A 20,261-nucleotide genomic window follows, 5' to 3' on the forward strand; every position below is an offset into this window, starting at 1 on the left:
TCTTGATTTCATAATTGGACATAGGATTCTCGCATCAAAAGGTTCTTTTTGGGGGAAAATAACGCAAAATCCAGTGTATTCCTGTTCTACAACATATTCAAATCACCTGCACAGCTCGGAAAATTTCTGGAACAGGGTGACAGTGTCATTGTGGTCAGTCACAGTGAACAGGAACTGGAGCAATTTGAAAAAGAATTCAAAGCCTATCCGATCCTTTGCTGGTGTTTTGATCTCGGACAACCTGACTCAGCAGAGCAACTTTATGCAAAGTGCCATGCAGAACAACCTAAAATTGATGTGCTGATTAACAACGCGGGTTTTGGTATTTTTGAGAATCATGTGGAACTTTCGTTGCCTCGCTTGAAATCCATGCTGAATCTGAACATGAATACGTTGGCGGTGTTATGTCATTTATTTGGAAAGGACATGGAACAACGTGGAAATGGCAACATCATCAATATCGGCTCAACCGCCTCTTTCCAGCCTTTGCCCAGAATGGCAGCTTATGCGGCAACGAAAGCCTTTGTGGTGAGTTTTTCAGCCGCGCTGGCAGAAGAATTGAAACCTGCTGGAGTTTTTGTTTCCTGCGTATGTCCCGGAACAACTCGAACCGCTTTTTTAAATGAAGCAGGAATCATCGCGGACAATGCCCGGATTGGCACCATCTCCTGGATTGCTGATAAAATCGCGATGGAACCGGCACAGGTAGCGGACACAGTCTGGTCCGCCTACCTGGAGCATCAGCCATTTTCTGTGGCAGGCACCTTCAATCAGACACATTACAAGGCCTCACGATTCTTACCGGCCAAAATATTTAAACCGCTGATTTCAAGGCTGTTTGACAAACATTAGAATAAAAGTAAGCGTTCAGCTTTTAGTATTCAGCTTTCAGTGTTTATGTGCCTCAGAAGCATTATGACTCAATAGCAGAAAATATCGTTTGGCTTCCAGGCCTTGAGAATTTCTGAAAACTGATAGCTGACGGCTGAACGCTTACGAATAAAACAGGTTTCACCCTGAAGATGTCAGCGCTTTCAGCAGTTGCTGGGCGTGGCCTTCAGCTTTGACCCGGGGAAATACTTTTGAAACGAGTCCTTGAGCGTTCAGAATAAACGTCGATCGGATAAGACCCATATAGGTCTTTCCATAATTTTTTTTCTCCCCCCATGCCCCGAACGCTTCAGCCAGTTGATGATCCGGATCACATAACAACGTGAACGGCAATTGATATTTTTCAATGAACTTTTGATGGGCGGCTTCCCTGTCAGGACTCACTCCTAAAACAGTGACACCCAGTTTACTGAATTCAGTCCAGTCATCCCGTATTCCACAGGCTTCTTTGGTGCACCCCGGTGTGTCATCTTTTGGATAGAAATAAACAATGACCTTGTTTCCCGCAAACTGCTGTAATGTAACCGGCGTTCCATTCTGGTCGGTGACCTGAATATGGAGAGGCGCAGTATCTCCTGATTTAAGCATGGGTTCCTGTTTCTTAAAGATTATCTGGAAATAATGAAAAAACTCCCATCCTTATTGGCATCAACCGAACCAATTTTCCAGCTCAGACTGGAATCTTTCTGCATTTCATCACTGATAATCATCATTTCAATGGCATTGCTCGGGCTGAAAATTTTAACTTCCTTGAAATATGCCAGCGCTTCCCGTGCATATTCAATGATCTTTTCTTTGCAATATTTCATTAATTCTTCATCTCCCATAATTCCTCCCCATAGAGAATGTTCTTCACTTCGTAGAAAACACAATCTCACCCTGCCATGAATCAGCCGGTGGTGTTTCGATCAGTTTTTCAATCTGTTGCAACAGCAATTTTGAGGCCAGATCATGATTGGTGTCGAGTAATTGCTGAAACCCAGCACGGGCCTGTTCAAACTGACGTAGATAAAATTGTTGGAGCGACTTTTCATACAATGTTGCCATTTCAATCCGTTCTGTCAGTTCCGTCGCATTTGAAGATTCCCCGATCAACTCATAGATCGTAACCGGAAGAGTTTTGCCCTTGACCACAATCCGTCCCAGTTCACGAGTGACAAACTGACCTGCGGTTTGTTTGAAAGTAGCATCACTCATGATCACATCCGTTCCAAACATCTTGTTTACTCCCTCCAGACGGGAAGCAAGATTCACCGCATCCCCAATGACCGTGTAATCATAATGTTCCATGGAACCAATATTGCCAACCACCATGTCACCAGTATTGATGCCGATCCGTACCCTGAGTTCAAAGCCTTGTGACAATTGCCAGCGGTCTCTTAGCTTTTTGGCTTGAGCCTGCATCATCAGCGCGGTTCTGCAGGCCTTGACCGCATGATCTTCAAAATGCAGTGGTGCACCATAAATGGCCATGACCGCATCGCCCATATATTTATCCAGAGTTCCTTTTTGCGCAAAAACGATGCGGGTCATTTCACCAAGATATTCATTGAGTTTTTCCACCAGTTCCAACGGCGTCATTTTTTCGGAAAAGGAGGTGAATCCCTGCAAATCAGAAAACAACGCACTCAGTTCACGAGTTTCTCCGGAAAGTTGAATTTGTTCAGGCGATGCCATCAATTGGTCAACGACCGACGGTGACAGATATCTTTTGAAGGTGGATTGTAGAAAACGCGTCTGCTGAATTTCACTGAAATAGCGGATCAATTGACAGGCAACAAACAACACCCCCAGATTCAATACTGGAAACGCAACGGGAAGAATGACCTGCCGCTGATTGAACAGCAGCACGGATAACCAGAGCCATCCGCCAGACAGGACAAGCAACGCTATGACTTCCAGTACCGGGGACGCCAGTAAAAACAGGACTGATGAAAAAAACAAAAAAACCGTCATGATCCAGAAAAAAGTATTTGTGGAAAATTCATACAGATACCTGTCATTCAGAATCATGTTGATAGCCAGAACATGCAATTCTGCACCAAACGTTGAAAGATAACCATTGAATCTTGTGCTGAACGGAGTTTGAAACGTATCTCCCAGATATTCAATACCGGAACCAATGATTACTATTTTACCCTGAAGGTAATCGGCAGGAAGATCAAAAATATCAATTGCTGAGAAAACTGGAAATGGATTTTGTTCCTGATCCAGACGACTGGGGCTACCCGCAAAATTGAGCGTCAGCATTCCCTGACGCAGAAACGTTTGTGGAACAGGATGTCCGGTGTAAAGGCGGTATAACTGGTCTGAGAACGCGGGGGTCTCTCCGGAACCACCCAGATTGATCCAGCGGACGACGCCATCTGCGCTTTGCCGCACTTCTGTAATGCCTGCCTGAGCATGTTGAGCAAAAACAGGCAGAATATTGCTCATTCCTGCCCTGCCAAATTCGGTAGACTGGTCATCATGCACCGGGATCTGGGCCAGCACTACCTGCTTACCGGCAACAGCCAAGGCCTGCTCAAGGGCGTTATCTCCTTCCTGAAGCAATGTTCCCCAGGTTTCTTGAGTGTCAGGTCCTGTAGCGGGGCGATCCAGAATAAAATCAATGCCAATACCTGCCACCTGTTTTTCATGGAGATTCTGTATGAGTTCCGCCAGAAGTTTGCGGGGAGTGGGCAATATTACGCCATACTGATCAGTGGTGAGTTCATCCACCAGAGCCAGAATCACTGGTGAATTGTCATAATCCTGAGGTCCTCTGAGCAAAAACCGGTAATCCTGAGACCGAAGTTCCATCGGTTCCATGAACACTCTTGAAAAATCCAGAAAAATGAATCCGCTTAGCAGAACGGAGAGGACCATCCCAGCCAGAATTTTATGAACAGGTTTGAGTTTTTGCAGCATGGCAGGGTCTCTTTGAATAATAACGGAAGGAAATGTTCGTGATATTTAACCACGAACATTGAAAACTCAGCTCTCGATCTTGAAAATTTCCTGGATCAATTGCTTGAAGGTTGCTTTGGGCAATGCTCCCATCGCCATTTGTGGTTTTTCGTTCTTTGGAACAAACAGCAATGCCGGAATGCTGCGAACCCCGAACATAGCGGCCAGTTCCTGTTGTTCTTCTGTGTTGATTTTATAGATATCCACTTTGCAACAATATTCCTTGGCAAGTTCCTCAAGAACAGGGGCTACCATTCTACAGGGGCCACACCAGTTGGCATAAAAATCAATAATACAGGGATTTTCTCCCTTGAAACTCCACTCTTTTGATTTTTCAAAATCAAAAACTTTTTCCTTAAATGTTTCTTTGGTCAGATGTTCCACATTGGCCATAAAAGTCCTGTCAGTGAGAATGATTTTCCGGGATTTCATAAAACGCCTTCTGGACCAACCCGGTTCAGGTCTACAGTTAGACAACTTTTGCCACTTCAGGTATTTCTGATTTATGTCATAGTCAATGCTTGAAGAGCAAGGTCAAAAATTGTATTTTTACCTTTGACTTTACAAAATGTCTTTGACAAGTCCAGATAATGAACCAGACATTGACGGCTGAAAACTTTCGAGCTGTGCAGGTACTTTTTTAGCCACGAAGTACACGAAGAACACAAAGTAAAAAAGGGAATATGTACCAGAAAACTTGAAAATCAGGGTTTCACGGAGGACTTCATTTATATAAAAAACCTTTTTTTCGTGTTCTTGGCGTTCTTGGTGGCTCATTTTCAAACCACCTGCACAGGTGGAAAACTTTCAACGCATGAATGGGAAGACGTGTTATCAGTATCGAGATAACAACAGTTGGCATTTTGGAGAGTATCATGAACAAATATGAGCTGAAAAAGCTGTTTTTGCTTTGGGGATGTCTTGTTGGGATCAGTGTGGCAAAAGCTCTCTGGCATTATGAGAACGTCATCACTCTTTTAGTGGATTTAGTATTGTTCATGATTTTGGACGCGGGACTTACGACAGCAATCTGGTGGTATTGGCGTAAGGAAAACCATGACACTTCAGCCAGATATCAGTCAACCCTTGAGCATATTTATTTCAATCTGGAGGAACAGTCTGTTCCTGAATTTCCGTCATTTGGATCGCTTTCTGAGAACCTGGGTGCCTCCTTGGAACGGCTGAATGAACGTATGGAACAATTCCAGTCAAGCTATTCCCAATTAGCGAATGGTGCTGAAGATTTAACGGATTTACAGGATAAAATCGGACAACAGGCCCAGTTGGCAGACAACAAGTTGTTTAATGGACAGCAAAACCTGGAGTCATTGCTGAAATTATTGCAGACTGTCGCTTCAGGCACAGAAAAAGCCTATTCCAATATCGTTTCTGTTTCGTTTGCCATGGATCAACTGAGTTCAAACATTGATACGGTCGCCGCGTCAGAAACACAGATTGCCATCAGTATCAAGGATATCAACAACCATATTTCCACCATCAGCCTGGATATCAGAAAAATCTCCCAGTTTCTGGATAATTTTTCATCCTCGCTGCAATTGATCCATAAAAACACCAAACAGGCTATCCAGGTTACCGGAGAAGTACAACAGCATGCCAACACCTCGCTGAATGAAATGAAAACTCTGGAAGACAGAAGTAAACAGATTGGAAAAATAATAAAAATAATCGAAGCCATTTCGCACAAAACCAACATGCTGGCACTCAATGCCGCCATAGAAGCCGCCAGCGCGGGAGAAGCCGGAAAAGGTTTCGGGGTAGTTGCTTCAGAAGTCAAAAATCTCGCACGTCAAACACTGGAAGCGGATCATGAGATTGAAGAGTATATCACCCAGATCCAGCGGTATGCAACCAGCACTCTCGGGCACACAGACAAGGTTTATCAACTGGTTCAGCAAATGGTCGAAGTCAGTCAGACTGTTGATCAATCCATGTCCCGAAGCAATCAAGCCGCGCTTGAAATCAAACAGGCCATTGACGAAATTTCACAGTCAGCCATGGAATCCGCTCTGCATACCAAAGAAGCTTCGACAGGACTGGATGAAATCACCAATTCCATCAATCAGGTTTCCAATACCGGCCGTCAAATCGCTCATCGTTTTTCAGAGGCTTCCCGCGAACTCCTGAGTGTCGCGAAAATCAGTGGTAACTTTACAGGTACGGTTAAATCATCCATCCAGGAAATTCATGAAGTACAACATGTTATCTCCGCAATCCAGGAACTGGACGCACAAAGTCGTCAAGTGATTGACAATCTTGTTGAGGGTTTACAACACCATGAAAAAAAAGAGGTTGATCCGGATTTGGAGCTTGAACCTGAAACGTTATTACCTCATCCCAAAACACAGGAAATGTCACATACACCTGTGATTGCGGGTAACCCAACTCCAGTTCCCTCACAGGAAATCAAAGACTCGGACATTCTCTCGACAGCCCCGAATCCAAAAGAGGTCAGTGAGACAACTGATGAAAAAACAGACAACCAGGAAACTCAGGCAACGATGACTTCCGGGTTGGAAAATAACCGTGAAAAACCATCCTCAGATTCTTCTGACACTGAAGAAGAATATGATTTTTTTGTTTAACCTCCAGCAAGGATTACCGTATGTCATTACTCACATGGTCGGAAGCGTTTAGTGTGAAAATTAATTCTATTGATGAGCAGCATAAAAAACTGATCAACATGATCAATGGACTGCATGACGCGATGCAGTTGGGCGATTCAAAAAAAGTCATTGAAAAAATACTGGAAGGACTGGCTGTTTATACGGTAAAACATTTTGGTTATGAAGAGGAATTATTCAGGAAATATGGCTATCCACAATCAGAACAACACATCAGGGAGCATCAGGCTCTGGTCAATCAGGTAGTGGCTTTGCAAAAACGACTCAGTACTGAAGAAAGTTTCATGCTGGGAGTAGAGATTCTTGAGTTTTTAAAAAACTGGCTGATCAATCATATTCAAGGCAGTGACATGAAATATTCAGCGTTTCTTGTCGAAAAAGGTGTGATTTGATCAGAATTGTTATTCATCAATAAAAAAGGAGTATTATGGACACATCATCTCGCTGGACCCGATTTCAAACTTTCTATCAAAACTACAAATCTTTGGGAATGGCACTGGATATTTCCAGAATGAATTTTTCTGCGGACTTTTTTGAAAAGCACCAGTCCTCCATTCAGCAGGCACTGACATCCATGAATCAATTGGAAAAGGGTGCCATCGCCAATCCTGATGAAAACCGGATGGTTGGCCATTATTGGCTACGGAATGCAGACCTTGCCCCCACAGCGGAAATTGCCAAAGTCATTCGTGATACCGTGGAAAAGATCATTGAATTCTCCAGTTCCATCCATCATGGTCATATCAAATCCCAACGTGGTAAAAATTTCAGTCAGGTGCTCCTGATCGGAATTGGCGGATCGGCGTTAGGCCCTCAGTTTGTGGCCAACGCGCTGGGAGGCAGTGATGATCTGATGAGTTTTTATTTTTTTGACAACACCGACCCTGATGGGATGAATCGGGTGTTGTCCAGAATCGGATCCAGACTGGATGAAACCCTGACACTGGTGATTTCCAAGTCTGGCGGAACCAAGGAAACACGGAATGGCATGCTGATCGCCAAGGCGGCCTATGCCAGGGCAGAGTTGAACTTTGCCAGACATGCCATTGCGATCACGGGAGAAGGCAGTGAACTGGACAACCTGGCCAAAGAAGAAGATTGGCTCAGTCGTTTTCCCATGTGGGACTGGGTGGGCGGTCGTACCTCTGAAATTTCAGCCGTTGGGTTGCTGCCAGCCGCACTTCAGGGGATTGATATTGAAGGCATGCTCCAGGGAGCCCATGACATGGATGAAGCAACCAGAAATGTGAATTTGCTCCAAAACCCCGCGGCGTTGATTGCCCTGATGTGGGTACACATGGGAGAAGTCGGCACCACCAAAGATCTGGTGTTTCTGCCTTACAAAGACCGACTGGAATTGGTGAGTCGGTACCTACAGCAGTTGATCATGGAATCCATTGGTAAAGAAAAAAATCTCAAGGGTGACATCGTGCATGAAGGCATTGTTGTTTATGGTAACAAGGGTTCAACCGACCAGCATGCTTATGTTCAGCAACTTCGGGAAGGTCCGGCAGATTTTGCGGTAACTTTCATTGAAGTGTTGAAAGATGAACCGGGAACCAGTCTCATTGTGGAAGAAGATGTGACTTCCGGAGATTATCTGCACAGTTTTTTCATGGGAACCCGAAACGCGCTGTATGACAATGCACGGGAATCCATGACTATCACCATAGATGAAGTATCACCAAAAACGGTTGGCGCCCTGATTGCGTTGTTTGAACGGGCCGTAGGTCTATATTCGTTTATGAAAGGAATCAATGCCTATCATCAGCCGGGCGTTGAAGCCGGTAAAAAAGCCGCCACAGAAATGATCGCCATTCAACGAAAAGCTTTGGCTCATTTGCGAAACAATCCATCCAGATCGTTTTCTGTGGAAGAACTGGCACGTGAACTGGATTCTGAAAAATCCCTTGAAGAACTGTTCAAGATCCTCAATCATCTTGCGGTTAATCAACGTGTGTACGTTGAACCCGCCAGCACTGTGTTTGGCTCCACATATAAAATCAAAAACTAAGGAACTTTCAAAAAACAACATGGAAAACTTTCTGGTTACGAACGTCCCGTTCGTGACCGTTCCATAAAATTTGATCCTTGATGTTCCACCTGATTTGTGTTTTCTCACGTAGGGGCAGACCTGTGTGTCTGCCCGGGATCATGGCAAACACACAGGTTCGCCCCTACAATTTAATGAAAAACATTGGGAACTATGGAAAAAGCTACATTCGCAGGCGGTTGTTTCTGGTGCATGCAACCACCTTATGACCAGCAAGCAGGAGTTCTTTCCACAGAAGCAGGGTATATGGGTGGAACAACGCTGGATCCCACCTATGAACAGGTTTGTTCAGGAACTACCGGGCATGCGGAAGTCATTCAGGTGACCTTTGATGCTGAAATTGTAAACTATGAAACCCTGCTGGAAATATTCTGGAAAAATATTGACCCAACCACAATCAACCGTCAATTTGCCGATCAGGGCACCCAATACCGCACCGCGATTTTTTATCATAATGAATCCCAGCATCAACAAGCTCTCGCCTCAAAAGATCGATTGCAGAAAACCGGAAAATATTCTGGCCCCATCGTCACAGAAATCTCTCAGGCCTCCAGGTTTTATCCCGCGGAAAACTACCATCAGCAATATTATAAAAAGAACTCCCTGCACTATGAAATGTATAAACAGGGCTCCGGCAGGGCCGGTTATGTAAAAAAAATGTGGGGAGATCAACACTGACGTTGCTCTTGTCATTCCCCTGTGGTTTATATTATTAATGCCTGTTAATCTCCAACATCAATCTACCCCACTTTCCCTCAATCAGGAGTTGTATGGCTATTTCCCGAAAAATGGAAGAATCCATGAGTCGGTCTTCATGGATACGTCAAATGTTCGAAGAAGGCGAACGTATGAAACAAATTCATGGTGCCGCGAACGTGTTTGATTTTTCACTGGGAAATCCTGTGTTGGAGCCGCCTCCTGAAGTACATGCGTCGTTGATCAGGTTATTGCAGTCCAATCATGGACTTCACCGCTACATGCCGAATGCGGGACTTCCCGGCACACGACAATTTGTGGCCGATGAACTGAGTCTGCAAAGTGGTTTGAAATTTGATAAAACTGATGTGGTCATGTCCGTTGGCGCTGGTGGTGGCCTGAACGCCCTGTTCAAGGCGATTCTGGATCCTGAGGATGAAGTCGTGGCGTTGGCACCCTATTTTGTGGAATATGGGTTTTATGTGGATAACCATGGTGGAAAACTGGTGGTTGCGCATACAGACAAAACCTTCCAACCGGATCTGAACAATCTGGATGCTGTGATGACATCAAAAACCAAAGCGGTCATCATCAATTCCCCGAATAATCCAACAGGGGTCGTCTATTCCCGGGAAACAATCAATCAACTGGGCGCGTTTCTTCGTGAACAGGAAAAACAATGGGGACATCCGATATTTCTGATTTCCGATGAACCCTACCGGAATATTGTGTTTGATGACATCCACCCCGGCAATGTTTTTTTAAGCCATCCTAATTCTGTCATGGTAACTTCTCATTCCAAGGATCTGGGACTTGCTGGCGAAAGAATCGGTTTTGTGGCCATCCACCCGGACATGGAAGACCGCAAAGCACTGCAAAACGCACTGGTGCTGACAACCCGTATTCTTGGCTTTGTGAATGCGCCGGCATTGATGCAACACCTGTTGCCTGAACTCAAAGGCGTCCGGATTTCTTCCGCGATCTATCAGGATTTGCGTGATCTGTTTTATGACGCGCTTACAGGGATGGGATTCAAAATCATCAAACCCCACGGAGCCTTTTATATGTTCCCGGAATCGCCAGTGAACGATGAAATTGAATTTATCAGGCAGGCCCTGACTGAAAATTTACTGCTTGTTCCCGGACGTGGGTTCGGATCCCCAGGCTATTTCAGGATCGCTTATTGTTTTGAGCGTGACAAAATCGAACGTTCGTTGGAACGTTTTGAGCGACTCGCCCAATTTTACGGGCTTTAGAACATCGAAACCAGGAGCATGGAAGTGCTTTATTCAGCAGGCTTTTCAGCTTCAGGTTTGACTGGAGGCTCAGGAAGTTTCTGTTCTGGAAGGATTTCTCCATTTTGGATTTTTTCACGGAGACGTTCAGTCATTTCATGGGCAAATTTTTCCTGAAACTGTTGCATGAACGCGTCTTCAAATTTTTTCATTGCTACTTTTTTCAGTTTCCTGCGAGTGTGCAGGAAACTCATCAGCAGTCCTCCCAGAAAAGAGCAGACAATCAGAGCGACAAGATACAACCATTTCATTTTCAGTCTCCGGGGGTGCGGGCTTTTCCATGAAAGAAAAAGCCCTGAGGGATCATTTGACAGGAAAATCAGGGAAGTTTTTCGAGTTCTTTTTCAATGGCTTTGCCAATCGCTTGCCATGCTCTCAGATCAGCCTGGGTTTTTGTTCTGAACTGGTACAGTCCATTGACATATTTCTGGGTCGCTGAATAATCAACTTCCATTTCTCCACCATTGATTGTGACTTTCATCAGAACACGTTCCCCTTTTTGTCCCACAGTTGGACCAGCCATGCTCTTTTGTTTTCCACCGATGTCAATCACTGTTTCAGCCTTGACCGGGTCATTTTCGAGAATAAACCCTTCTGTATGAAAACATTTCTGCACCCCTTCGCACTTCAACGGCAGATCAATATTGGTCACAAAAGGATTCTTGCCCGGATAAGGAACAGTATCAATCACAAGCAGTGTTCCGTCTTTTTGCAGGGTAATGCCCATCAGCAGATTGGCGCCCATAGGAATGACCTTGTTCAGCACAAAGGACAGGGATGAATTTCCAATTTTAATATTGACTGAAAACTGAAGTTCTCCTCGCTTCAAGGCTTCAGGATCATAGATAGTATTTTCAACTTCACCAAACACGACAAAGCACGGAACAGGTGCGTTTTTACACAAGTCGTCGGATGCCCAACCATATCCGGCCATAACCCACAGCAAGGCCATGACACCAATTGTTCGTTTCAATATTACTTTCATGCGCGTCTCCAAGCAATTCTGTTTTTAATTTAAATCCGGCATATTACCGCCCCAGTTGACACATAGCAAACTTCAGGCCACGTGTCAGCAAGTTTTTTATATAGAAGCCGAAGAAAATTAGTAAGCGTTCAGCCGTCAGCTATCAGTTTTCAGGAATTCTCAAGGCCTGGAAGCCAAACGATATTTTCTGCTCTTGAATCAAGAATGCTTCTGAGGCACATAAACACTGAAAGCTGAATACTAAAAGCTGAACGCTTACGAAAATTATTTGATAAAAAGATCATGATAAATCTGAAATTTTTTGTTATCAATAAAGACAACGCATTAAATGACACTTTGTTGTTTCTGCTGAGTGTGTGAGAACTGTGCATAATCACCCACTTTTAATTCAAGAAAAAATATACCTGTATGGTCTGATTTTTGGATATGACGGTCAGAACATTTTTAATTTTCAGACACCATAAGCCATAACTTAATATGCGAATTACTTTGTCAAAAATTGTGATCCTGGCAGGATTGATCGGTATTTTGACCGGACTGAGCCTTGCAAGTTGGGAATCCATCAGCCTTAGTGATCTGCATCAACAAACCGCATATCGGCAACAACTCAATGAATATTTGAATAAATTACAGTCCGATCTGGATCTGGCCGGAAAAAAGCATTTGGCTCTGCTTCAATTGTCTGTCCCGGAACAAACTCAATCCAGCGATGCTTTGCTGGAAGCAATCATTCCAAAGCTTGATTTTCAAGGATTTCCAGAAAAATCCCGTGCTTCAATGAAGCAATCCCTTCAGCAATACATTGAGGCACTGCGGCAATTCAGAAACACAAGCGTTCCCCTTTATTCTCCAGACTCCGCAACTCGGAAAACGCTGTCAATCGTTCAGGAACAGGAAATACAACAGGGATTGGCAATTCACAAACTGCTGTCCAGGGTTGTCAGTCTGGTAGAATGGACCCGACAAACTTACAGTTACCTTCCTGAAGACACCTCCGTTCATGAGGATTTGCTCAACTCAGTCAAACAGGAATGGCTACTACTGCGAGAGCAACTTCATTCAACCTGGACCGGATCTTCCGGGGATCTCAATGAACTGGAAAGCCGTTTATTGACTTACATCGGTTCCGTTCAACAGATTTCGATGCTCTACAGTAAAAACAGGATCAAAGGTGGAGTGGAGGAACTCAGGATTCTGGAATTTATCCAGCAAATGCAGGAATCGCTCTCACTTGGACAAAACCAGGTATTACTCCGTTACCTGCAATTAGAAAACTCCCGTTTACGCTTCTTTCAGACTCTGGATCAATCTGAGCAGAACCTGATGAACAAAGATCTGGTGGCACTTTACAATTCGCTGAATTCGGCAAAATCCAACGCCATGCTTCAAAGCATACAGCAGGAACAGCAGCGCTTTGCTGAAATGATCCAGGCCAAAACAGAATTTCAGACAAGTCGGCAGGAACTTCAGGTTTCATGGGATCTTCTGGAATCTCGCTGGCAATTGCTCAGAAACGAAGTGCTCACCCCTCAAGAGGAATATCCATGGTTGTTCGTCCGCTGGATTCTATGGGGGGTTCCTGCCGCTATGGGATTTTTTATTGCGGGAATTGTTTTTTTCTGGATGACTTACCAGAAAAAAACACAGACGAAAATGAATCAGACCGGGCGGGAATTGAGTGATGTTGCCATCCGCCTGTCCAATAATACGGAAAGCCAGGAAAGTACGGTGAATGATATTGTGGTGATTCTGGAAGACATGGATGTAACAATTAAGCACATTTCCGAACAGGCGACACTGATTGTGGATGCCGCACATGAATCAGAACGCCTGGCAGAATCAGGTGGGAACGTCGTCCAACATACGGAAGAGGCCATGCGAAGGATTCAGGAATCGTCGGAGCAGATGGCAGAAATCATTACCACCATCACGGATCTTGCGGAACAGACCAATCTTCTGGCATTGAATGCGGCGCTTGAAGCCGCACGGGCCGGTGAACATGGAAAAGGCTTTGCTGTGGTTTCTGATGAGGTGCGCAAACTGGCTGAGCGCAGTGCAAAGTCCGCATTGGAAATCACAAGGTTGATTGAACAAAGTCGGGAGCGTGTGAATGAAGGCACGGTGCTGTCTCGTGATGCGGGCAGTACCTTGGGATTGATTGTAACCCAGGTCGAACAAACGGCGGCGCTGGTGGATACAATTTCAGAAACCAACCAGTCTCAGGTTTCCTTTGCTGAACAGATCAGCGATTCCCTGCGAAAAATTTCGATGGTGGTCCGTACCAATCGGCATACGATTGAATCGTTGTTTGGCTCGGTCCGTGAGTTGATTCCCTCCAGGGGACAACCCCGCATGTCCCACGCAAAAACACCGCAAAAGTCGTTATCAGAGAACAAAAAGTCACACACCCCCCCGCTGCTGAGTCAATCCGCAAAAATCTCTGAAAAAAAAATGGTACAAAAACAGGATAAAAAACAAAACAAGGCCTTTCTGGACTGGTAGTTCATCATTACTCGACAGTGGTAAGTTCTCAGCTTTCAGTTCTCATTTTTTTTGAGTTTATTGAAATTATTATGATTTTTTATATAAGCCAAAAAGCTTATTTGAAAGTTTGATGTTTAGGAAATTTTTAATTTCAATGACTTACAAAAAGCTGAAGGCTGATAACTTAAAACTTACAACTCTTGAGATCATTAAAGGAAAATTATGTCACAAATATTGATCATCGATGATGAAGTAATGATACGAGACATGCTGTCGAATAGTCTGAATAGAAAAGGTTACAGCACAATGACGGCTGAAGATGGCGCAAAGGGGTTGGAAATTTTCCGGCAGCATAGGCCGTATGTCATTATTCTGGATTTGAATATGCCCAAAATGAGCGGTCTGGAGTTTTTGAAACAACTCGACCCGGAAATTCTGACCCAATTTGCCATTATTGTTCTGACTGGTCATGGGGGTGATAAAGAGATTGAAGAATGCTATCGTCTCGGTGTGCAATCGTTTTTAAGAAAACCGGTCAATCTGTTTGAACTCAAGGGAATCATAAAGCGGGCTTTTGATTTAAAGGAGGCAAGTGATCAGGTTGTTCAACTTTCCAGTAAACTGACTTCCATGCTGAGAAATCTTCCCGATCTGATCTGGGAATGTGACACCAATCTTGTTTTCAGTTATGTGAGTGAAAATGTGAAAAGTATTCTGGGTTATGAACCACAGGATCTGATCGGGAAAAGTATTTCTGATTTTCTGGTTGACGAGGATGTGACCCAGTTTTATTTCAAATTTAAAAAAGATGTTTCATCCCTGAGCGTGGAAATCCGTGAACTTACTTTGCGGTTCAAAGCCAAGGATGGGAGCATCCTTCCCATGATGATTTCCGCCAATCAGGAACGAGATGTTCAAGGCAATGTCAAAGGCATGACAGGAATCAATCGGGATGCGTCCACACTTTCTTCACTGGAAAAAAGCATTGAAAATATGACAGAGAACATGCTGATCAAGATCAATGAACAATGCCGGTTGATTTATGCGGATCCTGATGTGTTAAAGTACTTACCATCCTCGCTCAACCTGGAAACAACCCCCCTGGACTTCATCAGTATGATCACGGATCCCTCGTTGGGGGCCCTGTTTCCATTCGCTTTTGATCAGCAGGAAGATCTCCCTTTTCCTGTGGATGTTGTGCTTAAAGATGATGCCGGAAAATCAAAAATATTCAGAGTGAAACTGGGTTTCAACGCTGAAGAAAACTGTTTGCAGGGACAAATGCTTCCTTCTGGAGCAAATGACCAGGTGGCCGTTATGAATGAAAAAATGGCGGAGCAGGAGAAGGCCCTGGAAAACTCGATCATGATAGATGAGGACACTCGCCAGAGTATCCTGTCAGACAGCAACAATCTGGCCAATGAAATACTCGGTTTGATCAAGTCGCTTGAACCCTTCGGGTTTGAAGGGAGTAAGCTGTTCAACATCGAAGAATACACCCTGTTCATTCGCGGAAAAAACATGGCCGATTACATTGAAAAATTAAGGATGCTGGGCAACAAGGTGCATGGACTCAAGGGAACCTCGGGTTTCTTGATTCCTGCCAGCAAGGAATTATGTCATCGAATGGAAGAAATCACGAAACCGCTTGCTGACCATAAACTCATATTGATCCGCCCTGTCGCATTGTTGCTCAAACAATTTCTGTTCAAGATTCAGAGCATGCTTGAACAATATGGACAGGATCCTGAAACGGATTTTGATCTTGAGGACTGGCCTTTAAAAATTGAACAGGCTCTCGAATCATCACGTTCCTTCATTGGGGATCAGGAGAAAATATTTGTCAAACTGTTGCAGGAACGAACCAGCGATGCCGGAGAAGTCCGGATCAGGAAAGAAGAATATCTGTCTGTTTCACTGTCAGGCTATGAAAAACTGTCTGAACAAATCAAAAACATGTTTTATATGGTTTCCGCGAATATTTCAGAGGAATCATTGATTCAGGTTTCTAACACCTACAATGATTTTCTGGACACTCACCAGCGGATCAAAAAAGTACCACTGGATATGTCACGATATGAACGTCTCATTCCCAGCATCGCGGTTCAATATAGCAAACTGGCCAGCTTTACCTACATTGACCATGGTGTTCACGCTGACAAGGAGTTTTGGAATGCCATGCATGAAATTTTCAATCACAGTCTGAAAAACTCGGTCATTCATGGCATTGAAACTGTTAAGGAAAGGGAACAAATCAACAAGCCTGAAATTGGAAATATCACTGTCGAAGTTCAGGAAGATGCCCTGCATCTTTATATAACAGTCAGGGATGATGGTCAGGGAATCAATATGCCCAAAGTGATTGAGAAAGCGCTTGAAAACCGCATCATCACCAGGGAACAGTTGGATCAAATGACTGATGAGCAGATCCTTGCTCTTGTCTTCATTCAGGGCGTTTCCACAGCGGAAAAACTGGATGACAACGCCGGAAGAGGCGTGGGTTTGAATGCGGTCCATGAAGCTATGCTCAAATTTCAGGGCACCTGTAGCATTCAATCAAGCCCGGGAAAAGGCACCAGTTGGAATTTCATATTCCCCAAAAGCAATGTTTCCATTCCCTGCTTTGTCGTCACTGTCGGCAGTTTCAAACTGGCCATTCCTGAAGACAGTGTTGAAGCCTTTCACGGATACCGCACAGAAAATCTCACCCACCTCAATCAGAAACTGGCCTATCATTATCAGAATGAAGCGATCCCTGTGCTGGATTCAAGATCATGCTTTGATCAGGATGTGGTGATTGAGGAAAATCATATCCGCAGGATTCTGATTCTGAAAACCCGCTTTGAAAAAATGGGACTGATCATCAATGACATCATCTATCATGCGACCCTCCCTTTGCTGGCATTGCCTGAGGAATTCAAGCCTGTTCCTGTCTATCTGGGCGCAACGTTACTCGGAAATGATCCGATTCTGGTGTTTAATGCCAATTCCGAAGTATTGAATCAGGCCTGAGTGTCCGAAGGACCAAAAACTCAAACTATAGGCACCTTTCATTAGTCAGGGAAATCTTTTGACTGTGTTGTCGACCTTTGATAGGTTCCCCTCCCATTCATTTGATGAATCATTTATTCGGGAGGGAGGCCCTTGGTTGAGTGCAACGCCAACAATTGATTCCATCCATCACAATGTGTCTCCTTTGGGGAATGTTCCTGATTCCCTGTCAATCCTGGGCCATTGAGCCAGACCAGCCTATGACCGAAACCGGGTTGAAACACCTGATGCAGTTGAATATACAAAGTATGGTGATTTTGATGACAGGAATTTTGAACAATGAAAATTACCAGCAACTGTTGTTTCAGGCCTATGGCCTTCAGGAACATGCCACCCAGCTTCTGGATTACAATCAGGGCAACAATCTTCCAGATCGCAAAGCGTTCTATTCCTATGCGATTCAGATGCAGTCACATGCCGGACATTTGATCAACACCATCCTCCAGATTCAACGAAGATTTGGAACGCATCCCCAGGAATCAGCGGCCTTGAGAGTTGTCGCAATCAGGGAATTCGGAGGAATTCTGACAATGTGTGTGAGCTGCCATACCGTGTTTAAAAAAACTGAAACAACAGAGGCAAAATGACGACTTCCAGCCATAACCAATCCAATTGCCTCGAATGTCCACACTGGACCGGGGACATCTCAGCCTGTCTGTCGTTTACAAATCCATGGTCCACGAGCAAACAGATTCATTGTTCTTTGCTAAACCGAACCTTTGTGATGGAAATAATGACCCGTCAAAATTCCGAACAACTGGAATCTATCAACGATAAAAGGCCAAAGTTTAGTGAATCCTCAAAAGGAAAAAGATATCTTCATCCCTCCAGATTGGTCTTATCGTAGAGCAATAGAATAATTCGGGCACTAAAAGTAGTGTTGGGAGGTGCTGTCTTTGGTGGGTTTGGATTCCGCAAATTAAAACAATATCATGTCTGTGCCCCGACTTCTTTCCAGATTGAAACAAAGTGGGTGATATTTCCCCATTCATCCTTGATGGGTGTGATGGTTTGATCGACATCAAATAAATCTCCATTTTTGCGTCGATTTTTAAAAGACAATCGGACCACCTTGCCGGAGTGGATTTCTTTCCAGAAAAAATTGTAAAATTTTTCATCATAAATGCCTGATTTTACAATAGAGGGTGTTTTCCCCATCACTTCATGGCGTAGAAATCCCGAGATTTTTTCAAAGGCGGGATTCACAAATTCAATTTTCCCCTGAAAATTAGTAATCACAATGCCATCAGCCGTTTGATTGACTGCATCAGACAATTTCTGCAGTTCTTTTTCTACAATTTTACGTTGTGAGATTTCATATTCCATTTTCTGATTGAGTTTTTGTAATTCCGCAGTACGGCTCACCAGAGCTTCTTCAATGCTCTTTTGCTGTAGCTCAACCTGCACCTGAAGAAACGCATGTGAAATCTGGGCCAGAAGTTCCTCATAGGAATACTGTTTTTTTACATAGGCAAAAACACCATAATTGATAAACCGTTTCAAAAATTCTTTTTCAATATCTTCTGCATGTAAAATCACTTTGGCCCAGGGTTGGTGATGTTTGATGTTATGTACCAGTCTGACACCCTCACTGTCAACCATGCTGGTGATGACCACATCCCACTCATATTCCCGACCGATCAGGGTCACATCTTCCGGAGACTTGCAGAACGTCGGGATGATATCCGTATTGTCCAGCAATTCCTTCAAGGCGAGAACCTGTTCATAATCATTCTCAATGATAAGCAACCGTAATAGTTTCATAGCCAGTCTCAAGAATGTTGAATAGAGTCTTCCAGCACACGGATCCGTTCAAAAAGTTCTTCCAGACGATTGATTCGTGCCTGGGTCTGACGCCATTCGTCAAGAGGTCGTCCCGGCATTCCAGCCACTACGCTTCTATCCGGGGTTTTTGCTGTAATCACGGCTCGAGCGGCTACCGTGACATGATCGCCAACTTCCATATGATCCCTGATTCCTGACTGTCCGCCCAAAATCAGGTGATGGCCGGTTTTGGTGCTGCCACCTACGGCTGTTTGGGCAGAAATCAATGCCTGCTCACCAATATCGACATTGTGAGCAATCTGAACCTGATTATCAATTTTGCTCCCTTTGCGGATCAACGTCTGATTGAATCTGGCCCGGTCAATTGTGGTGCATGAACCAATCTCAACATCATCCTCCAGAACTACAATTCCGACCTGTGGGATTTTAATGTTGATCCCCTGGCGCTGGAAATATCCATGCCCATCCGAACCGATCACTGCACCGGCGTGGATCGTCACCCTGTCGCCGATCCTGCATTCTTCACGGATCACCACATTGGGATAGATCATACAATCCCGGCCAAGGCGTACATTTTCCATAATCACACAGCCAGCATGAATCCAGGTGTTAGCACCAACAATCACCCCCGGATAAATCACTGCGTGAGGTCCAACAGTCACCCCGTCTGCCAATTGTGTTCCGGGATATATCACAGCGTTTGGATGAATGTTGCCATCCGGTTCGGGTTGCGGATGCAACCACTCGGTTATCTGCACATGTAAGGCGAGTGGATCTTCGGAAAATATCAGATGGTGATTGGGACTGTTGATATCAGGAGGAACAATGATGGCAACTTCATTATACAGTGTGTCACTGAAATCCGCATGGGTTTGATGCGCCATTCCCCGTGGAATCGGCACACTGGTCATCCCCATCGGCGAGGTGATGTAACAGATACCTCCGGGAGACAACTGATCCACCCCACAAGCATGAGTCAGAAGGAGATCCCCATTTCCCTGGAAAGGTACTTCAAAATACTCCGACAGTTCTTTAAGTGTGTATTGCATAAACAATCCTGGAAGTGAACATAGGATATTTTTGATTGAATGTACTGAACAGATAAGTACCCGAACAAAGGTTACAGATTTATGGTCGGTAATACAATAATGTTTCAGGATATTCCAGTGAGGTCTTGTCGCAAATGTTTTTTTTATATGGTTTCAACTTGGAGCCTCGATTGAAAAGGTGTTCTACTCCACATAAATGGGAGAGTAAAGCAAGATTTCCATTACACATCAATCGCCTCCAACAGACCCTTTGAAGTGACTATAGTCCTTGTATTATGGCTTGCCAAAAAAGAAGCTTTCTGTTTTAACAGGCTCATCTTCATTGTCTGTGTCCCGTTTATTCACAATGAGGAGAAAACTCTTCACCGGCATGTTTCTGTC

The 20,261-nt window shown here is 44.3% G+C and carries 17 protein-coding genes; 9 read left to right on the forward strand and 8 right to left on the reverse strand.

Features of this window, described 5'->3' with window-relative positions:
* Nucleotides 1–48: 48 nt before the first annotated feature.
* The gene (locus tag HQM11_10570) at nucleotides 49–852 is read left to right on the forward strand and encodes an SDR family NAD(P)-dependent oxidoreductase (protein ID MBF0351465.1); all 804 of its coding nucleotides are present in this window, start codon (nucleotides 49–51) and stop codon (nucleotides 850–852) included.
* Between the two features lie 159 nt (nucleotides 853–1,011).
* Here the strand turns inward: HQM11_10570 and bcp are convergent, their stop codons facing one another.
* The 4 genes from bcp to trxA all read right to left on the reverse strand — a co-directional run bounded on the left by bcp (nucleotide 1,012) and on the right by trxA (nucleotide 4,233).
* Nucleotides 1,012–1,479, reverse strand: a complete 468-nt coding sequence (bcp, locus tag HQM11_10575) for a thioredoxin-dependent thiol peroxidase (GenBank protein MBF0351466.1) — start codon at nucleotides 1,477–1,479, stop codon at nucleotides 1,012–1,014.
* Between the two features lie 20 nt (nucleotides 1,480–1,499).
* Nucleotides 1,500–1,718: a hypothetical protein gene (locus tag HQM11_10580; GenBank protein ID MBF0351467.1), complete on the reverse strand. Its 219-nt coding sequence runs from the start codon at nucleotides 1,716–1,718 to the stop codon at nucleotides 1,500–1,502.
* Between the two features lie 25 nt (nucleotides 1,719–1,743).
* Nucleotides 1,744–3,801, reverse strand: a complete 2,058-nt coding sequence (locus HQM11_10585) for an adenylate/guanylate cyclase domain-containing protein (protein MBF0351468.1) — start codon at nucleotides 3,799–3,801, stop codon at nucleotides 1,744–1,746.
* 66 nt (nucleotides 3,802–3,867) lie between these two features.
* Complete coding sequence (gene trxA / locus HQM11_10590) at nucleotides 3,868–4,233, reverse strand: thioredoxin (GenBank protein ID MBF0351469.1); 366 nt, start codon at nucleotides 4,231–4,233, stop codon at nucleotides 3,868–3,870.
* An 800-nt stretch (nucleotides 4,234–5,033) separates the two neighbouring features.
* Between trxA and HQM11_10595 the strand changes: the two genes are divergently transcribed.
* The 5 genes from HQM11_10595 (at nucleotide 5,034) to HQM11_10615 (ending at nucleotide 10,487) form a co-directional block, all read left to right on the forward strand.
* On the forward strand, nucleotides 5,034–6,443 hold the full coding sequence (locus HQM11_10595; protein ID MBF0351470.1) for a hypothetical protein: 1,410 nt from the start codon (nucleotides 5,034–5,036) through the stop codon (nucleotides 6,441–6,443).
* Nucleotides 6,444–6,463: 20 nt separating this feature from the next.
* Nucleotides 6,464–6,874, forward strand: a complete 411-nt coding sequence (locus HQM11_10600; protein ID MBF0351471.1) for a hemerythrin family protein — start codon at nucleotides 6,464–6,466, stop codon at nucleotides 6,872–6,874.
* Nucleotides 6,875–6,909: 35 nt separating this feature from the next.
* Nucleotides 6,910–8,496: a glucose-6-phosphate isomerase gene (locus HQM11_10605; protein ID MBF0351472.1), complete on the forward strand. Its 1,587-nt coding sequence runs from the start codon at nucleotides 6,910–6,912 to the stop codon at nucleotides 8,494–8,496.
* 192 nt (nucleotides 8,497–8,688) lie between these two features.
* On the forward strand, nucleotides 8,689–9,213 hold the full coding sequence (msrA, locus tag HQM11_10610; GenBank protein ID MBF0351473.1) for a peptide-methionine (S)-S-oxide reductase MsrA: 525 nt from the start codon (nucleotides 8,689–8,691) through the stop codon (nucleotides 9,211–9,213).
* Nucleotides 9,214–9,305: 92 nt separating this feature from the next.
* A complete protein-coding gene (locus HQM11_10615; protein MBF0351474.1) occupies nucleotides 9,306–10,487 on the forward strand; it encodes a pyridoxal phosphate-dependent aminotransferase in 1,182 nt (393 codons plus the stop codon).
* A gap of 29 nt (nucleotides 10,488–10,516) precedes the next feature.
* Here the strand turns inward: HQM11_10615 and HQM11_10620 are convergent, their stop codons facing one another.
* Nucleotides 10,517–10,777, reverse strand: coding sequence for a hypothetical protein (locus HQM11_10620; GenBank protein ID MBF0351475.1), 261 nt, complete (start codon nucleotides 10,775–10,777; stop codon nucleotides 10,517–10,519).
* 68 nt (nucleotides 10,778–10,845) lie between these two features.
* On the reverse strand, nucleotides 10,846–11,511 hold the full coding sequence (locus HQM11_10625) for a hypothetical protein (protein ID MBF0351476.1): 666 nt from the start codon (nucleotides 11,509–11,511) through the stop codon (nucleotides 10,846–10,848).
* A 477-nt stretch (nucleotides 11,512–11,988) separates the two neighbouring features.
* Between HQM11_10625 and HQM11_10630 the strand changes: the two genes are divergently transcribed.
* From HQM11_10630 to HQM11_10640, 3 genes are all read left to right on the forward strand, one after another.
* Nucleotides 11,989–14,013, forward strand: coding sequence for a hypothetical protein (locus tag HQM11_10630; protein ID MBF0351477.1), 2,025 nt, complete (start codon nucleotides 11,989–11,991; stop codon nucleotides 14,011–14,013).
* A 204-nt stretch (nucleotides 14,014–14,217) separates the two neighbouring features.
* Nucleotides 14,218–17,007 (forward strand): response regulator, encoded by a 2,790-nt coding sequence (locus tag HQM11_10635; protein MBF0351478.1) that lies wholly within the window; start codon nucleotides 14,218–14,220, stop codon nucleotides 17,005–17,007.
* Between the two features lie 140 nt (nucleotides 17,008–17,147).
* Nucleotides 17,148–17,633 carry a hypothetical protein gene (locus tag HQM11_10640; protein MBF0351479.1) on the forward strand — a complete coding sequence of 162 codons (486 nt, stop codon included), beginning with the start codon at nucleotides 17,148–17,150 and terminating at the stop codon, nucleotides 17,631–17,633.
* A gap of 343 nt (nucleotides 17,634–17,976) precedes the next feature.
* Here the strand turns inward: HQM11_10640 and HQM11_10645 are convergent, their stop codons facing one another.
* Together HQM11_10645 and lpxD are read right to left on the reverse strand one after the other, a co-directional pair.
* Nucleotides 17,977–18,810, reverse strand: coding sequence for a PAS domain S-box protein (locus tag HQM11_10645; GenBank protein ID MBF0351480.1), 834 nt, complete (start codon nucleotides 18,808–18,810; stop codon nucleotides 17,977–17,979).
* An 8-nt stretch (nucleotides 18,811–18,818) separates the two neighbouring features.
* Nucleotides 18,819–19,880: a UDP-3-O-(3-hydroxymyristoyl)glucosamine N-acyltransferase gene (lpxD, locus tag HQM11_10650; protein ID MBF0351481.1), complete on the reverse strand. Its 1,062-nt coding sequence runs from the start codon at nucleotides 19,878–19,880 to the stop codon at nucleotides 18,819–18,821.
* Nucleotides 19,881–20,261: the final 381 nt, after the last annotated feature.

It is taken from the genome of SAR324 cluster bacterium (genome assembly GCA_015232315.1).
GTDB lineage: Bacteria > SAR324 > SAR324 > SAR324 > NAC60-12 > JADFZZ01.

Bases quoted from the DNA above. Each gene is read 5' to 3' on its own strand.
- HQM11_10635 (MBF0351478.1), top strand. From the start codon at position 14,218: ATGTCACAAATATTGATCATCGATGATGAAGTAATGATACGAGACATG.
- HQM11_10600 (MBF0351471.1), top strand. From the start codon at position 6,464: ATGTCATTACTCACATGGTCGGAAGCGTTTAGTGTGAAAATTAATTCT.
- msrA (MBF0351473.1), top strand. From the start codon at position 8,689: ATGGAAAAAGCTACATTCGCAGGCGGTTGTTTCTGGTGCATGCAACCA.
- HQM11_10580 (MBF0351467.1), bottom strand. From the start codon at position 1,718: ATGGGAGATGAAGAATTAATGAAATATTGCAAAGAAAAGATCATTGAA.
- trxA (MBF0351469.1), bottom strand. From the start codon at position 4,233: ATGGCCAATGTGGAACATCTGACCAAAGAAACATTTAAGGAAAAAGTT.
- lpxD (MBF0351481.1), bottom strand. From the start codon at position 19,880: ATGCAATACACACTTAAAGAACTGTCGGAGTATTTTGAAGTACCTTTC.
- HQM11_10625 (MBF0351476.1), bottom strand. From the start codon at position 11,511: ATGAAAGTAATATTGAAACGAACAATTGGTGTCATGGCCTTGCTGTGG.
- HQM11_10630 (MBF0351477.1), top strand. From the start codon at position 11,989: ATGCGAATTACTTTGTCAAAAATTGTGATCCTGGCAGGATTGATCGGT.
- HQM11_10645 (MBF0351480.1), bottom strand. From the start codon at position 18,810: ATGAAACTATTACGGTTGCTTATCATTGAGAATGATTATGAACAGGTT.
- bcp (MBF0351466.1), bottom strand. From the start codon at position 1,479: ATGCTTAAATCAGGAGATACTGCGCCTCTCCATATTCAGGTCACCGAC.
- HQM11_10595 (MBF0351470.1), top strand. From the start codon at position 5,034: ATGGAACAATTCCAGTCAAGCTATTCCCAATTAGCGAATGGTGCTGAA.
- HQM11_10620 (MBF0351475.1), bottom strand. From the start codon at position 10,777: ATGAAATGGTTGTATCTTGTCGCTCTGATTGTCTGCTCTTTTCTGGGA.
- HQM11_10605 (MBF0351472.1), top strand. From the start codon at position 6,910: ATGGACACATCATCTCGCTGGACCCGATTTCAAACTTTCTATCAAAAC.
- HQM11_10615 (MBF0351474.1), top strand. From the start codon at position 9,306: ATGGCTATTTCCCGAAAAATGGAAGAATCCATGAGTCGGTCTTCATGG.
- HQM11_10585 (MBF0351468.1), bottom strand. From the start codon at position 3,801: ATGCTGCAAAAACTCAAACCTGTTCATAAAATTCTGGCTGGGATGGTC.